Annotated in this window: 11 protein-coding genes; 5 read left to right on the top strand and 6 right to left on the bottom strand. The window is 56.1% G+C overall.

Annotated features, from left to right (window positions below; translation table 11 throughout):
- Window positions 1-76: 76 nt before the first annotated feature.
- From KUF73_RS14830 to KUF73_RS14820, 3 genes are all read left to right on the top strand, one after another.
- On the top strand, window positions 77-1,930 hold the full coding sequence (locus KUF73_RS14830) for a DUF4105 domain-containing protein (protein WP_218438826.1): 1,854 nt from the start codon (window positions 77-79) through the stop codon (window positions 1,928-1,930).
- A gap of 180 nt (window positions 1,931-2,110) precedes the next feature.
- Window positions 2,111-2,467: a hypothetical protein gene (locus tag KUF73_RS14825; protein WP_218438818.1), complete on the top strand. Its 357-nt coding sequence runs from the start codon at window positions 2,111-2,113 to the stop codon at window positions 2,465-2,467.
- A gap of 70 nt (window positions 2,468-2,537) precedes the next feature.
- Window positions 2,538-3,032 carry a GreA/GreB family elongation factor gene (locus tag KUF73_RS14820; RefSeq protein WP_218438816.1) on the top strand — a complete coding sequence of 165 codons (495 nt, stop codon included), beginning with the start codon at window positions 2,538-2,540 and terminating at the stop codon, window positions 3,030-3,032.
- Here KUF73_RS14820 and gdhA read toward each other — a convergent pair.
- The 6 genes from gdhA to ettA form a co-directional block, all read right to left on the bottom strand.
- Complete coding sequence (gene gdhA / locus KUF73_RS14815) at window positions 3,029-4,366, bottom strand: NADP-specific glutamate dehydrogenase (RefSeq protein ID WP_218438815.1); 1,338 nt, start codon at window positions 4,364-4,366, stop codon at window positions 3,029-3,031. The two genes, KUF73_RS14820 and gdhA, sit on opposite strands and share 4 nt — an antisense overlap.
- 228 nt (window positions 4,367-4,594) lie before the next feature.
- Complete coding sequence (locus tag KUF73_RS14810; RefSeq protein WP_218438813.1) at window positions 4,595-5,878, bottom strand: aminotransferase class I/II-fold pyridoxal phosphate-dependent enzyme; 1,284 nt, start codon at window positions 5,876-5,878, stop codon at window positions 4,595-4,597.
- Window positions 5,879-5,925: 47 nt separating this feature from the next.
- Window positions 5,926-6,261, bottom strand: a complete 336-nt coding sequence (locus KUF73_RS14805; protein WP_218438811.1) for an AzlD domain-containing protein — start codon at window positions 6,259-6,261, stop codon at window positions 5,926-5,928.
- Complete coding sequence (locus tag KUF73_RS14800) at window positions 6,258-6,968, bottom strand: AzlC family ABC transporter permease (protein WP_218438809.1); 711 nt, start codon at window positions 6,966-6,968, stop codon at window positions 6,258-6,260. Before KUF73_RS14800 ends, KUF73_RS14805 begins: the two co-directional genes overlap by 4 nt.
- A gap of 77 nt (window positions 6,969-7,045) precedes the next feature.
- Entirely contained in the window at window positions 7,046-7,912 is an 867-nt protein-coding gene (locus KUF73_RS14795; protein ID WP_218438807.1) for a sugar phosphate isomerase/epimerase, read from the bottom strand.
- Between the two features lie 416 nt (window positions 7,913-8,328).
- Window positions 8,329-9,993, bottom strand: a complete 1,665-nt coding sequence (gene ettA / locus KUF73_RS14790) for an energy-dependent translational throttle protein EttA (protein ID WP_218438805.1) — start codon at window positions 9,991-9,993, stop codon at window positions 8,329-8,331.
- Window positions 9,994-10,278: 285 nt separating this feature from the next.
- Between ettA and KUF73_RS14785 the strand changes: the two genes are divergently transcribed.
- Both KUF73_RS14785 and glyA read left to right on the top strand, forming a co-directional pair.
- A complete protein-coding gene (locus KUF73_RS14785; protein ID WP_218438803.1) occupies window positions 10,279-14,127 on the top strand; it encodes a bifunctional diguanylate cyclase/phosphodiesterase in 3,849 nt (1,282 codons plus the stop codon).
- A gap of 211 nt (window positions 14,128-14,338) precedes the next feature.
- The gene (glyA, locus tag KUF73_RS14780; protein WP_157712663.1) at window positions 14,339-15,592 is read left to right on the top strand and encodes a serine hydroxymethyltransferase; all 1,254 of its coding nucleotides are present in this window, start codon (window positions 14,339-14,341) and stop codon (window positions 15,590-15,592) included.
- Window positions 15,593-15,801: the final 209 nt, after the last annotated feature.

The following is a 15,801-nucleotide window of genomic DNA, read 5'->3' as shown; positions in this document are numbered from 1 at the left end:
TGCACTCGACAGCTCCTACCCGCAAGTGGCATCGACCGCGCCGGGTCTTTGTTTTTTCCTGTTTAAGTTGCCGACTATGCTCAAACGCTTTGCCTGGCTGGCGCTCTGTGTCTGCGCGCCGCTGTCCGCCGCGCCGCTTATCGACAATCAACGTTTGCAGCAACTGGCCAACGACCCTTTCTGGATTTCCCTGGGTCATTACGAAACCGCCAAACTCGGTGGCTGGCGCAGCTATGTCAGCGACAAAAAATTCTTTCTTGCTGCCGATGGCAACGAACACCCGGACCATGAACTGGCGGCCACCGTACAAGCGCTGTATGCCCCGGCGAGCGCTGGCGAACAGCATGCACAGTGCGTTTACCCGGCCCGTACCCGTTGGCTGAAGGCGCAACTCAACCTGACCGATCTGCCGACGCTGGACTGCGCTGAGTTCAAGCAATGGTTCAAAGACGTTTCGCCGCATAGCGCGGTGATGATTTTCCCGGCGGCGTACCTCAACAGCCCATCGTCGATGTTCGGCCACACCCTGCTGCGCATCGATCAGGCCGACGTACAGAGCGACAAGACCTCATTGCTCAGTTACGCGATCAACTTCGGCGCCTACATCGAAGGCTCGGACAACAGCATCCTCTATGCCTGGAAAGGCTTGATGGGCGGCTATCCCGGTCTGTTCGCGCTGGTGCCGTATCAGGAAAAACTCTCGGAATACCGCAGCCTCGAAAACCGCGACTTATGGGAATACCGTCTTAATCTGACCCAGGAAGAAACCGCGCGCATGGTCGAGCACGTCTGGGAGTTGAAGCAGATTCAGTTCGACTATTTCTTCTTCGACGAAAACTGCTCCTATCGCCTGCTGGAACTGCTGCAAGTAGCCCGCCCGAGCCTGCGCCTGACCGAGCAATTCCCGCTGACCGCCATTCCTACCGACACCGTCAAAGCGGTGAAAGAGGCCGGGCTGGTGGAATCGATCCAGTACCGCCCGTCTCGCGAGCGCGAACTGCTAAGCCGCGCCGAGCCGTTGAGCGATGAAGAACAGCAGTGGGTGCTGAAGGTCAGTGCCGACCAGAAACAATTGCAAACACCGGCGTTCAAGGCTCTACCCCGAGGACGCCAGGCATTGATCATCGATGCCGCATATCGTCTGGAACGCTACCGCGCCAATGGCCAGGAGCGTGATCCGCAACGGGCACAACGCAGTTTCGAACTGCTGCGGGCGATCAACCAGAACCCGGCACCGGAGCTGGACATCCCGCAACCCGGCCTGCCCGAGGACGGCCACGAATCGCGCACCTGGCAGGCGGGCCTCGGCACTCGTGGTGACAAGGCCTTTGGCGAGTATGGCTTACGCATGGCCTATCACGACCTCAACGACAATGCCGAAAGCTTCCCCCTCGGTGCACAGATCGAAATCCTCCAGCTGAAACTGCGTCAGTACGAAGGCAATGACTGGCAGGTGCAGCAACTGGACCTGGCAACCATCCGCTCACTGACGCCGCGCAACGAGTTACTGCAACCACTGTCGTGGCAAGTCACGGGAGGCCTGGAACGGGTGCCGGGCAAACATGACGACGAAAATCTGGTCAGCCATGTGAATGGCGGTGGCGGTGGCACTTGGCAACTCGGCGACGACACACTTGGTTTTGCCTTGGGTACGGTGCGCGTGGAACACAACAATGACTTCGCCGGTTTTATCGCCCCGGCAGCGGGTTTCAACACAGGATTGCTGTGGAAAAACCCGCTGGGCAATTTCAGCCTGGAAGCCAAGGGCGACTACTTCACCAATGGCGAAGTGCGCCGCAGTATGAGCCTGAATCAACAGTGGGAGCTGTCGCGCAACTTGGGCTTGCGGCTGAGTGCCCAGCGTGAATTCAGCCACTTGGCTACGCCGGAGAACGAAGTGATGCTTGAGGTGAAGTGGTATCACTATTGATCTGAAATTTGGTCGGAGCCAAGGTAGATCAAAAGATCGCAGCCTTCGGCAGCTCCTACATTGAAATGCGACTCCCGTAGCTGCCGCAGACTGCGATCTTTTGATCTTTCTTTCACACCCCGCCGACGAACCCGCTTCTAGACTTTCCTTATAGGCCGTATTGCGGCCCGGGAGTCCAAGATGTGGCGTTGTGCAGGTGTAGTCGGTTTATTGCTGTTGATCGCGGGTTGCCAGACGACCCACGAAGATCTGATTGCCAAAGGTTACCCACCGGCATTCGCCGATGGTTTCGATGACGGTTGCAGCAGTGGCCGGCAGGCCGCCGGTGCCATCACCGGTGAGTTTCGCAAAAACGTCCCGCGCTATCTGAAAGACAAAAACTACGCCGAAGGCTGGGGCGACGGCTTTCGCCAGTGCCAGGCCATGCGCGAAAGCGAGGACCGTGATGACTATCGCAATCGTCATTGGGACGAACGAGATAAAGCCTGGCAGCAGCAGAAGGATCAGGACGCCGCCCGGGCCTATCACTCGCAATAGGTCGCTGCCCTATATCCCTCGAAACTAAAAGCCTGCGACGATGGCCCAAACCCTATATCGGGAGAAAACCATGAGTCGCGCCTTCGTCAATGAAGATAATGCCGCCGCACAAGCCGATCAGCCGGTCGAACGGCAGGTCAGCGAGCAGCCCAACTACGTCACGCCAGAAGGCCTGACCCTGCTGCAAAACAAGGTCACCGAGCTGCAAGCACAGCACGGCGAGCAGTCCGCTTTAGGCGACCAGTCGGATAAACAGCTGCTGGCCAACCTTGAACGCGATTTGCGCTACTTCCATCAACGCCTGCAAAGCGCTCAGGTGGTAACGCCAGCGACCTCCACCAGAAAGGTGCAGATTGGCAGTTGGGTCACCTATGCCGATGAAAACGGCACTGAACGCCGCGTACAACTGGTCGGCGAAGATCAGGCGGCTGCCGCCAAAGGCCTGATCAACTGGGGTTCACCGCTGGGCCGGGCGTTGCTCGGGGCACAACTCGGTGACGAGGTGCTATGGCGACGCCCGGCTGGCGATCAACTGATCGAGATCATCCGTATCGAACCGGCTTAAACCACGCCTTGGGCGAGCATGGCGTCAGCGACTTTGACGAAGCCGGCGATGTTCGCGCCTTTGACGTAATTGACCTGACCGTTTTCCTCACCGTAGTGCACGCACGCGTGGTGGATCGATTGCATGATCGCGTGGAGTTTGCTGTCCACTTCACCACCGGTCCACAACAGGCGCATGGCGTTCTGCGACATCTCCAGCCCGCTCACCGCAACACCACCGGCGTTGGACGCCTTGCCTGGCGCAAACAAAATACCTGCGTCGATGAACAGGTCCACGGCCTCAAGTGTGGTCGGCATGTTGGCACCTTCGGCGACGCAAGTGCAGCCATTGCGCAGCAACACGCGAGCGGCTTCGGCATCCAGTTCGTTTTGTGTGGCGCAAGGCAGGGCGATGTCGCAACTCAGCCCCCACGGGTGCTGGCCCGAGAGGAACTCCAGGCCAAAACGACCGGCCAATTCGCTGATGCGTCCGCGCTGGACATTTTTCAGTTCCAGCACCGCTTGCCATTGCGCTTCAGTCAAACCGCTTTCGCAGTACAGCGTGCCTTCGGAGTCCGACAAGGAAATTACTTTGCCGCCCAGGTCCATGACCTTGCGCGCCGCGTACTGCGCGACATTGCCAGAACCCGAGATTGCCACGCGTTTGCCCTCGACAGTTTCGCCGCGCCGTTTGAGCATTTCCTCGGCGAAGTACACACAACCGAAACCGGTGGCTTCCGGGCGAATCAGGCTACCGCCATAGCTCGGTCCCTTGCCTGTCAGGACGCTGGTGAACTGATTGCTCAGGCGCTTGTACTGGCCAAACAGATATCCGATCTCGCGGGCACCAACGCCGATATCACCGGCGGGCACGTCAACGTCGGCACCGATGTGGCGGTACAGTTCGCTCATGAAGGCCTGGCAGAAGCGCATGACTTCCGCATCGCTTTTGCCTTTCGGATCGAAGTCCGAACCACCCTTGCCACCGCCCATGGGCAATGAGGTCAGCGAATTTTTGAAGGTTTGCTCGAAGGCGAGGAACTTCAATACGCCCATGTTCACCGATGGATGGAAGCGCAAACCGCCCTTGTAGGGGCCGATGGCGCTGTTCATCTGAATACGGAAACCGCGATTGACCTGCACTTTGCCCTGATCGTCGACCCAGGAAACCCGGAACACGATAGCTCGCTCCGGTTCACACATCCGCTCCAGAATGCCCGACGCCAGGTAATGCGGATTGGCCTCAAGAAACGGCCATAGACTGCGCAAGACTTCTTCCACGGCCTGGTGGAATTCTGGCTGGTCCGGGTCACGTTTTTTCAGGCGGGCAAGGAAGGATTCGACGGATTCGATCATAAAAAAGTCTCGGCAAATTTGTTGTCGTTGGAAGAGATTGGGCCGGACTGTAACAAACGAATTGTGCACAAGAAAAGGACGACGTGTCGCCATTATGAAATCAAATGGCGCACAACATAAAACACCCTCCAAAAAAACCGGCAGTAATGCAGCTAACTCGTGAACCACAACAGAGAGTCCGCTACATAATCAAGCCCCGTAGATTCAACGGAGCTTGATCAAAGCCTGCTATCGAGTGCGTTCCTGCTGTGCAATCGAAAGCAACACGCACAGTACAAGGACTTGAGCAGCTACTCCGAGAGTTTCAAGATCCAGATAAGTGGGTGCCAGCCGAATGTTGCTATCAAGGGGGTCCAGTCCTTTGGGGTGGGTTGCTCCTGCTTGCGTCAGCGCGAGGCCCACTCGTAGCGCAAGATCCACGGCCCTGCTAGCGCATCCTTGGGGCAAGTCCAGACTGACAAAGTACCCACCTTGCGGTCTCGTCCAACTCACCTGACCTACCCCGTTAAATCCTTTTGATAACTCAACCTCAAGCCTCTCGAATTTTGGTGCAAGTAACGAACGGTGTTTCTTCATGTGATTCGACACGCCTTTGTCGTCACGAAAAAACAACAGATGGCGTAGCTGATTGACCTTATCTGGACCGATGGTTCGGCACTTGCGATGGTTTAACCACCAAGTCAAATTTGTCGTAGATGAGCCGATAAACGCCAAACCTGCTCCAGGCAGGACAATTTTCGAGGTTGAAGCGAAAATAAAGTATCGATCGGTATGCCTGGCCTCCTCACATAACTGCGCAATGGGCTGGTTCTGTACCTCATCGTCAGTCAAATGATGAACCGCATAGGCATTGTCCCAAAACAATACGAAATCGTCTGCGGCGGTTGGCATTCTCGCGAGTCTTGCCACTGTCTCGCCACAGTAAACGGCACCTGACGGATTGCTGTATTTGGGTACACACCACATACCTTTTATCGTGGGATCCGACGCCACCAAACGTTCGATCATGTCCATGTCCGGACCCGTTTCGAGCAGGGGTACCGGGATCATTTCGATGTTGAATTCTTCGCACATCGCAAAATGTCGGTCATAGCCTGGGACAGGGCAGAGAAACTTTACCAATGGCTCTTTTCCCCACGGACGCGGACTCGTGCAGAGCCCATGGCTAAATGCGTAGCCGAGCGTCTCGTGCATCAATGCAAGACTGGAGTTTTCACCGACGGCAATCTGATCGGCCGGCAGCCCCAGCAATGCTTCAGCAACTAACTTGCGCACCTCTGGCAAGCCCTGCAGGCAGCCATAATTTCGCCAATCGACAGCATGAGCAGAAACGAAGCTTGATTGGCCGGGTAGAAACAGGAATGAGTTAGCCAAATCCAATTGCGCGGGCGAGGGCAAACCTCGAGTCATATTGATATCAAGCGGGTTATTCATGACTCGATAATAGCAATCCTCAAGTTGTTGGCGAGTCAGTTCGCCAGGTCGCTTATCGAAACCTGCAAATATATTCATTATTAAATACTCTCTTTAGCGATGTTCAGAGGCGGAACGAAACCCCATCAGAGCAAATACAAGGCGACACCGTATATCGACGCACAGCAGACTAACGACTTGATGACACTGCGGGTAAAAGCCGCAACAAAAAATGAAAGCAGGATAACTATCAACTTCATCAACTGAACATCTTCAAAATGTCCTGACCAATCCAGAAACAATGCATCTCCAAATGCGATTGAGTAAATTATCCCGCCCATCACTGCGCAGGCTGCATAGCTTAAAAACACATAAACATTTCCATCGCCATTGATCTTGTATTTTCGAAAAATCAAGACAGGCAAAAAACGCAAGCAATACGAAACGCTTGCAGCAACCAGTATTAGCCCCCAGTTACTCATGATGTCTTACCACTCAGTCGCTCGACGGAAAGAAATATAGCACCCAGAAACAATGGAACAACAAAAACGTGATAAACGCCTAGCCATGAACCGACAATTGGCGTAGCGATAAACCCGATAGCGGTGGCAACAACAGGGCGCCACTTCGGCCAGGACATTCCGACAAGAGCCGTGAAATGGATAGGCAATATCATCGCAATGACTGCATATGCCATAACCCCCAAATCGGCACGTATGAGATACCCCATAATCGTTGCAAAAACAGCAACAGACAGACTGGTAATACCGCAGCCCAAATAATACCGGTAACTGTCCAGAGCACTGGTTTTCGTGGAGTTTGCAAGTGTGAAGGTTGATACGGACAGCAACTGCACCGACCACATCATCTTAGTCAGAGATATTGACTTGAATTGCTCACACAGTACTGAAGACATGATCATGAATCGAAAATTCACCAAGAGCGTAATCATGATCAACGCGCCAACACCTATACCTCCATCCGATTGTCCAATAAACACTTGAAGTGGAGCAGCATGCACGGCAAGTGTCATGACAATTGACTGAATCAGCGAAAATCCGGCCGAAGCCAACAGCACGCCAATGGAAAAAAACATGAACATAAACGCGAGGCAAACCGGGATCGAATCTATACAACCTTTTACAAAATCGGCATTACCGGGGAAAAATTTCTCTCGAACGGCACTCACAGAGGTCACCTCTATTCGACGGGAAGTAAGCAGAAAATCAGGTCACTATCGCTAAATGACCTGAAGGGATTCCTGTATCAAGCAACTTTATCGGTGATCCTGCTGCCTATCGAGTTGAGGTAGGCAACGCTGTCTGACAGCGTGCTTCCGCGCGTCTCAAACCCAACCAATCCACGCCATTCATGCTTCAATATCGCTTTCACCAACCCGGGATAGTCCAACGACCCTCTTCCCAGCGGAAAGTGCGAATCACGTTCGCCTTTATTATCACTGAAGGACATGCCGACCACATATTGATGCAGCCGGTCGAAAACCTTGACCGGGTCACCATCATTGACATGGGCATGAGACACATCAAAAAAGAACTTTAAGCCCGGAACATTACCCAGAACCTCCGCGTATTCATCTTCGGTAACGCAGATATAGTAGAACGGATGAAACTTTGTATAGTTACTGAGATTTTCCAGCCATATCTCAACATTCCGCTCACGCGCATAATCTACAAGTTCCCCAAGATTGTCGATAAAGGCAGTCAACCCCATACGCCGAGCCTCTATCACCAAGCGTGGCTCAACGACGCCACCACCATGCACGATAACAGGCGCGCCACCCAATGCGGCACTAAGGTCAACCTCCCGTTTTATATAGTCAAGTGCAGCCGTGCCTATTTCCTGAACATCACTTCCAAGGGGTGCTTTAAAATTCCCATGATAAATAGGTTTTACGCCAGTTTTCAAAATTGTTTCACGCAACGCGTCGATGCGACTTTCCGTCCAGTCGGAAGGCCGCTCCCCCGGCAAACTACCGTCTATATACCAGTGACTGTAACCTTGCTTGGCAGCCTCAAGAATTCCGACCTCAGCCTTTAAGTAATTTTGTTGGGCTGTACCACTTACGTACTCCGGCCACACACCACCATGGTTATTATCTCTGACTTTTATCATTATGATATTCCTTTCAGCTTATATTCGGCATCGCCAGAAGGCGATACCAACAATGGAATTAAATTACTGAAACAAGATGAAAACTGTCTCTCCAGCAATACTCCGGCGAACAATAGCCCACTGAAAAAAATATTGAACCCTCCAATCATTTCAGAATATAAAACAAACGGAAAACCCACTAACTAAAGCAACCTCATGTAACACTCCCTCCTTACAATACTTCGTTTAGGAGGTTTGGTTTTCTCACACGCAACAGTCATTTCAAGGTCGAAGAACTGATCCGGACCACGACGAGCGGGCAAAAAAAAATCCGATGCCTTACGAGGCATCGGATTTTTATTTCAAGCAATCAACAATGAGACGTTACATCTTAGATACCCGAAAGAACTGCTCTCAGTTCAAACAATTCAACCGAATCAGGCCAACTTCTTGTGCCGTACACGATGCGGCTGAGCTGCTGCTTCGCCAAGGCGCTTTTTGCGATCGGCTTCGTATTCGGTGTAGTTGCCTTCGAAGAACACCGCTTGCGAGTCGTCTTCGTACGCCAGGATGTGAGTCGCGACGCGGTCAAGGAACCACCGATCGTGAGAGATCACAATGGCGGCGCCCGGGAAGTCCAGCAGGGCTTCCTCCAAAGAACGCAGGGTTTCAACGTCGAGGTCGTTAGACGGTTCGTCGAGCAGCAGGACGTTGCCGCCCTCCTTCAGGGTCAGGGCCAGGTGCAAGCGACCGCGCTCACCACCGGACAGGTCCTTGACGAACTTCTGCTGATCGCCGCCCTTGAAGTTGAAGCGACCGACGTAGGTACGCGACGGGATCTCGTAGCTGCCGATGCGGATCTGGTCGGAGCCGTCGGAGATCTGCTGGAACACGGTCTTGCTGCCGTCCAGGTCTTCGCGGCTCTGATCCACGCAAGCCAGTTGCACGGTTTCGCCGACTTCGATGCTGCCCGAATCCGGCGTTTCCTTGCCCATCAGCATGCGGAACAGGGTCGATTTACCGGCACCGTTACCGCCGATCACGCCAACGATGGCGCCTTTCGGCATAGAGAACGACAGGTTGTCGATCAACACGCGATCGCCGTAGCCCTTGGTGACATTCTTGAACTCGATGACCTTGTCACCCAGGCGCGGACCGGCCGGGATGTAGATCTCGTTGGTTTCACTGCGCTTCTGGAATTCCTGCGATTGCATTTCTTCGAAGCGTTGCAGGCGAGCCTTGGATTTCGACTGGCGGGCCTTGGCGCCTTTGCGCACCCACTCCAGCTCTTCCTTCATGGCTTTTTCGTGAGCCGACTGCTGCTTGGATTCGGCAGCCAGACGATTCGACTTGGCTTCCAGCCAGCCCGAGTAGTTGCCCTCGTAAGGAATGCCCGCGCCGCGGTCGAGTTCCAGAATCCAGCCCGCAACGTTGTCCAGGAAGTAACGGTCGTGCGTGATCGCTACCACGGTGCCCGGGAAGTCGTGCAGGAAGTGCTCCAGCCAGGCGACGGAATCGGCGTCCAGGTGGTTGGTCGGTTCGTCGAGCAACAGCATGTCCGGAGCGGACAGCAGCAGGCGGCACAGGGCCACACGACGTTTTTCACCACCGGACAGGAATTCGACCTTGGCATCCCATGCTGGCAGACGCAGCGCATCGGCGGCGACTTCCAGTTGGCGATCCAGGTTGTGCCCGTCGCTGGCTTGCAGGATGGCTTCAAGTTTGGCCTGTTCAGCAGCCAGCTTGTCGAAATCGGCATCTTCATCAGCGTAAGCCGCGTAGACCTCGTCCAGGCGAGCCTGGGCGTTCTTGATCACGCTGACCGCTTCCTCGACCACTTCACGCACGGTCTTGGTCGGGTCCAGGATCGGCTCTTGTGGGAGGTAGCCGATGTTCAGCTCCGGCATCGGACGCGCTTCGCCCTCGAACTCGGTGTCGACGCCAGCCATGATTTTCAGCAGCGTGGACTTACCCGAACCGTTGAGGCCGAGCACACCGATCTTGGCGCCGGGGAAGAAGGACAGAGAGATGTTTTTCAGGATTTCCCGCTTCGGCGGAACAACTTTTCCCAGCCGATGCATGGTGAATACGTATTGAGCCATGGAGAACCTAGGGTCAGTGACTGATGAATGATTGGAGCGCAGGCTTATGCCCGGCCAGACCGTGCGCGTCGTCCGATTGATGAGTCCAATTCGTGTGCGCTGAAAAAGTCTGAGTCTAGGAGCTGGAACGCTCCCGCGTAACCCGCAAAGCTACCTTATTGATAGAAGGCAGTCCAGCCGAGCGGGGCTGGCACTTTGCCACAACTCAAGGCATGCTAGCCGCCCTTCGGGCGTCCGGCTTATAGTGCACGTCGCGCCAGTCCAGCCAAACCGCAGGATTACAGTTTGTCCAATGTCCCTCCGTCCCTGACCACCAGTGCACCGACAGCGGCGCCCGGCTCGCCCCTGCGCGGAACACTAAAAGGTGCATTGGCGACGCTTGTGCTGTTGCTGCTTGCCCTGCTGTTTTGGCAGTTGCTGGATCAACTGCGCGAAACCCAGAAAACCCAGCGTCAATACACCATTGACTACACCGCCGACCTGGCCGCACAAGTCAGCCTGAACATGGCGCTCAGCGCGCAGATTGCCCTGAACCTGCTACCGATCGTCGAGCAACCGCAGAGTGCCGACGAACAGCAGGAGCTGCTGCGCAAATTGCAAAAATCGCTGCCCGACCTGATCAGCCTGGCATTGCTCAGCCCGTCCGGCAGAATCATCTCTGACAGTGCCAGCAACAGCGAAGACGCGGATTTTCTGAGCGACCTGGTCCGCCGTAGCCGCGCGCAGCCTCATTATTTCAGCAACGCCATCGACGGTTCGATGGTGCATGTGCTTTTGCATCAAGCCAGCGGTAGCACCCGTGGCTACTGGGCCTTACGCCTGAAACCGACGTTTTTTTCGTCATTGACCAAGCTCAACGAAGCCAGCGATCGCCCGCTATGGCTGGTGGAAAACCGCCTCAATCACCAGATCATCAGCCGCGATGAAGCGCTGCCCTTGATCAACCCGGGCACACTGACCCAGGACGATCTGGCCAACAGCGTGCTCACCGTTCCGCTGAGCAGCAGTGACTGGCAACTGCGCGGGCTGTTCGATCGGCAGCGCGTGCTAGAAGAGCTGCTGCCGGCCTTCATCGGCAAATGTTTGCTGGGCCTGGCATTTTCCTTACTGCCGTTCATCGTCCTGTTGAACATGCGCCGCCGCCAGCGCCAGTTGCATGAGGGGCGCCGACGTTATCAGGAGATTTTCGAAGGCACCGGCGTAGCGCTGTGCGTGCTCGACATGTCTGGTCTCAAAAGCGTATTCGAAAAAGCCCAATTACAAAGTAACGAGCAACTGCAGGCATGGCTGGCGGTCCCCGAGCAACGCCGACAATTACTGCAGGAATTACGCATTACCGAGGTCAACCAGGTCGCCCTGCAACTGCTCAATGTCACGACGGCCGGTCAAGCCTGGAAACAGCTGATCGATGGCAGCCCGCTCGACGACAACGCCATCGGTAATCAAGTGCTCGAAGCGCTGCTCAGCCATCAGAAGAAGCTTGAACTGGAAATCAAACTCCAGGATGCCAACGGTCGTGACCAGCACCTGTGGTTGGTGCTGCGCCTGCCGGAAAATTCCGAGGACTATAGAGCGGTGATCCTGAGCATCACCGACATCACCAGCCGCAAACTTATCGAGCTGTCCCTGCTGGAGCGTGAAGGATTCTGGTCCGACGTGGTGCGTACGGTGCCGGACCACCTGTATGTGCAGGATGTGATCAGCCAGCGGATGATCTTCAGCAACCACCATCTGGGACAGACGCTGGGCTACAACCGCACTGAGCTGCAACAGATGGGCGAGTACTTCTGGGAAATCCTCCTGCACCCCGAAGACGCCGACTTCTATCACCGTTCGCGCCAGACCCAAAGGCAAGCCGGTTATCGCCAGTTGATGCAGTGTCAGTTGCGCTTTCGTCACCGTGACGGCGAATGGCGGCGATTCGAGATTCGCGAACAGGCGCTGGCGCGGGACAAGCACGACCAGGTCACGCGAATTATCGGCGTAGCCAAGGACATCACCGATCAGATAGAGGCCAGCGAATCGCTGCGCGACAGTGAACAACGCTACCGGATGCTCGCCGAAAGCATCAGCGACGTGATTGTCTCTACCGATAACCGATTGGCGCTCAACTACGTGAGCCCTTCGGTGCAAGCGGTGCTCGGCTACGACGCCGAGTGGATTTTCCAGAACGGCTGGCAATCGACCATTGCCAACCCACAGCAGCTGGCCGGCATTTTCAGCCTGATGGACCGGGTCAGCAAAGCGCTGGATCAACCTGATCAGCTGGCGTTGTTGCGCAGCCAGGTGCAGACCCAATTGTTCCTGTTCGACTGCCTGCGAGCCGACGGGCGCAAGATCCCGATCGAGCTGCGACTGGTGCTGGTCTGGGACGAACACGGGGTATTTGAAGGTGTGCTGGGGGTCGGACGCGACATCAGTCAGCAACGCCGCGCGGAGAAAGACCTGCGCATGGCCGCCACGGTATTCGAACATTCGACGTCGGCAATCCTGATCACCGACCCGGCCGGCTACATCGTCCAGGCCAACGAAGCCTTCAGCCGTGTCAGCGGTTATGCGGTGGAGCAAGTGCTAGACCAACTGCCGAACATGCTGACCGTCGACGAGCAGCAGGAAGCCCACCTGCGTTACGTGCTCAAGCAGCTGAATCAACACAGCACCTGGGAAGGCGAAGTCTGGCTCCGACGCCGCAACGGCGAGCACTACCCGGCCTGGGTCGGTATCACCGCGGTGCTGGACGACGAAGGGGATCTGGCCAGTTATGTGTGCTTCTTCAGTGACATCAGCGAACGCAAGGCCAGTGAGCAGCGGATTCACCGCCTCGCCTATTACGACGCCCTGACCCACCTGCCCAACCGCACACTGTTCCAGGATCGCCTGCACACCGCGCTGCAAGCAGCCGATCGGCAGAAGTCGTGGGTGGTGCTGATGTTTCTCGACCTCGACCGCTTCAAACCGATCAACGACTCCCTGGGCCACGCCGCCGGCGACCGCATGCTCAAGGAAATGGCCACGCGCTTGCTCGGTTGTGTCGACGATGACGACACCGTGGCGCGCATGGGTGGCGATGAATTCACGCTGCTCCTGCAACCACGGGCCAACCGTGAAATCGCCTTGAACCGGGCGATTCACGTGGCGGAACAGATCCTCGCCAGCCTGGTGAAACCCTTTGTGCTCGAAGGCCGCGAGTTCTTCGTCACGGCCAGTATCGGCATTGCCCTGAGCCCGCAGGACGGCAATGAACTCAGCCAGTTGATGAAGAACGCCGACACCGCGATGTACCACGCCAAAGAGCGTGGCAAGAACAACTTCCAGTTCTATCAAGCCGACATGAACGCCAGTGCCCTGGAGCGCCTGGAACTGGAAAGCGATTTGCGTCACGCCCTGGAACAGGACGAATTCGTGCTGTATTACCAGCCGCAATTCAGCGGCGATGGCAAACGTTTGACTGGCGCCGAAGCCCTGCTGCGCTGGCGTCATCCGCGACGCGGCCTGGTACCGCCCGGGGATTTCATTCCGGTGCTCGAAGAGCTCGGGCTGGTAGTGGATGTGGGCGACTGGGTGATCAGCGAGGCGTGCCGTCAGCTCAAGCACTGGCATCAGGCCAAAGTGCGGGTGCCAAAGGTATCGGTGAACATTTCCGCCCGGCAATTCTCCGACGGTCAGCTCGGCACGCGAATCGCCACCATCCTCAAGGAAACCGGCCTGCCGCCGGCGTGCCTGGAGTTGGAACTGACCGAAAGTATCCTGATGCGCGAAGTCAGCGAGGCGATGCAGATCCTCGACGGCCTGAAAAACCTCGGCCTGAGCATTGCGGTCGACGACTTCGGCACCGGTTATTCCTCGCTGAACTACCTCAAGCAGTTCCCGATCGACGTGCTGAAAATCGACCGAACATTCGTCGACGGTCTGCCGTCGGGTGAGCAGGATGCGCAGATTGCCCGCGCTATCATCGCCATGGCCCACAGTCTGAACCTGGCGGTAATCGCCGAGGGCGTGGAAACCCATGAGCAGCTGGACTTCCTGCGCGAGCACGGTTGCGATGAGGTTCAGGGCTACCTGTTCGGTCGTCCGATGCCGCCCGACAAGTTCGAAGTGCAGTTCAGCAATGACGCGCTGTTCATGTTCGATTGAGTGGCTGCGCCTCCCCTGAAAGGATCGCAGCCTTCGGCAGCGCCTACAGGAGAACGCATTCCAAAGTAGGAGCTGCCGAAGGCTGCGATCTTTTGGCTCTCACACCGACCATGAAAACCACTTGTCTGCGACATGATGCCGTTTCATATGCCATCTAAAACCCATTGGGTTAGAATGCCCCCCTTTTCTGCCCCGATCCTTGAGGACCGCCATGTTCAGCCGTGATTTGACTATTGCCAAGTACGACGCCGACCTTTTTGCCGCCATGGAGCAAGAAGCTCAGCGCCAGGAAGAACACATCGAGCTGATCGCTTCGGAAAACTACACCAGCCCAGCGGTCATGGAAGCTCAAGGCTCGGTTCTGACCAACAAGTACGCCGAAGGCTATCCGGGCAAGCGCTACTACGGCGGTTGCGAGTACGTGGACGTTGTTGAACAACTGGCCATCGACCGGGCAAAAGAGCTGTTCGGCGCCGATTACGCCAACGTTCAGCCGCACGCCGGTTCGCAAGCCAACAGCGCCGTTTACCTGGCCCTGCTGTCGGCTGGCGACACCATCCTGGGCATGAGCCTGGCCCACGGCGGTCACCTGACCCACGGTGCCAGCGTTTCGTCCTCCGGCAAGCTGTACAACGCCATTCAGTACGGCATCGACGCCAACGGCCTGATCGACTACGACGAAGTCGAGCGTCTGGCGGTTGAGCACAAGCCGAAAATGATTGTGGCCGGTTTCTCTGCCTACTCGCAGATCCTCGATTTCCCGCGTTTCCGCGAAATCGCCGACAAGGTTGGCGCTTACCTGTTCGTCGACATGGCCCACGTGGCCGGTCTGGTCGCCGCTGGCGTCTACCCGAACCCGGTTCCATTCGCTGACGTCGTGACCACCACTACCCACAAGACCCTGCGCGGTCCACGTGGCGGCCTGATCCTGGCTCGCGCCAACGCCGACATCGAGAAGAAGCTGAACTCCGCAGTATTCCCGGGCGCCCAGGGTGGCCCGCTGGAACACGTGATCGCTGCCAAGGCGATCTGCTTCAAGGAAGCGCTGCAGCCTGAGTTCAAGACTTACCAGCAACAAGTGGTGAAAAACGCCAAGGCCATGGCCGGCGTATTCATCGAGCGCGGCTTCGACGTAGTTTCCGGCGGTACTGAAAACCACCTGTTCCTGCTGTCGCTGATCAAGCAGGAAATTTCCGGTAAAGACGCCGACGCCGCTTTGGGCAAGGCTTTCATCACCGTGAACAAGAACTCCGTGCCAAACGACCCTCGCTCCCCGTTCGTCACCTCCGGCCTGCGCTTCGGCACCCCGGCTGTGACCACCCGTGGCTTCAAGGAAGCAGAGTGCAAAGAACTGGCCGGCTGGATCTGCGACATCCTGGCTGACCTGAACAACGAAGCGGTGATCGATGCCGTTCGTGAGAAGGTCAAGGCTATCTGCAAGAAACTGCCGGTGTACGGCGCCTAATCAGCCCCGCTAAACCGCAGTTGAAAAAACCGGCACCTGTGCCGGTTTTTTTATACCTGGGATTTTTAATCGCCACATTCCCCCTTATAAACCGTCAAACACACCCCCTCTCTAAAACAGCAAACTTCTTCTCCATTATCACCACAAAACAAAACCTATTATTTTGCAACACACCAAAAACCATCACCCCAAAATCTTCATGATAGCCT

Source organism: Pseudomonas sp. PD9R (assembly GCF_019200975.1).
Taxonomy (GTDB): Bacteria; Pseudomonadota; Gammaproteobacteria; order Pseudomonadales; family Pseudomonadaceae; genus Aquipseudomonas.
The sequence above is the reverse complement of the archived record's forward strand: the minus strand, read 5'-3'. Positions and strand labels throughout refer to the sequence as shown.

Excerpts from the sequence above, each read along its gene's own strand:
- KUF73_RS14830 (WP_218438826.1), top strand. The coding sequence starts at position 77 with ATGCTCAAACGCTTTGCCTGGCTGGCGCTCTGTGTCTGCGCGCCGCTG.
- KUF73_RS14825 (WP_218438818.1), top strand. The coding sequence starts at position 2,111 with ATGTGGCGTTGTGCAGGTGTAGTCGGTTTATTGCTGTTGATCGCGGGT.
- KUF73_RS14820 (WP_218438816.1), top strand. The coding sequence starts at position 2,538 with ATGAGTCGCGCCTTCGTCAATGAAGATAATGCCGCCGCACAAGCCGAT.
- gdhA (WP_218438815.1), bottom strand. The coding sequence starts at position 4,366 with ATGATCGAATCCGTCGAATCCTTCCTTGCCCGCCTGAAAAAACGTGAC.
- KUF73_RS14810 (WP_218438813.1), bottom strand. The coding sequence starts at position 5,878 with ATGAATATATTTGCAGGTTTCGATAAGCGACCTGGCGAACTGACTCGC.
- KUF73_RS14805 (WP_218438811.1), bottom strand. The coding sequence starts at position 6,261 with ATGAGTAACTGGGGGCTAATACTGGTTGCTGCAAGCGTTTCGTATTGC.
- KUF73_RS14795 (WP_218438807.1), bottom strand. The coding sequence starts at position 7,912 with ATGATAAAAGTCAGAGATAATAACCATGGTGGTGTGTGGCCGGAGTAC.
- ettA (WP_218438805.1), bottom strand. The coding sequence starts at position 9,993 with ATGGCTCAATACGTATTCACCATGCATCGGCTGGGAAAAGTTGTTCCG.
- glyA (WP_157712663.1), top strand. The coding sequence starts at position 14,339 with ATGTTCAGCCGTGATTTGACTATTGCCAAGTACGACGCCGACCTTTTT.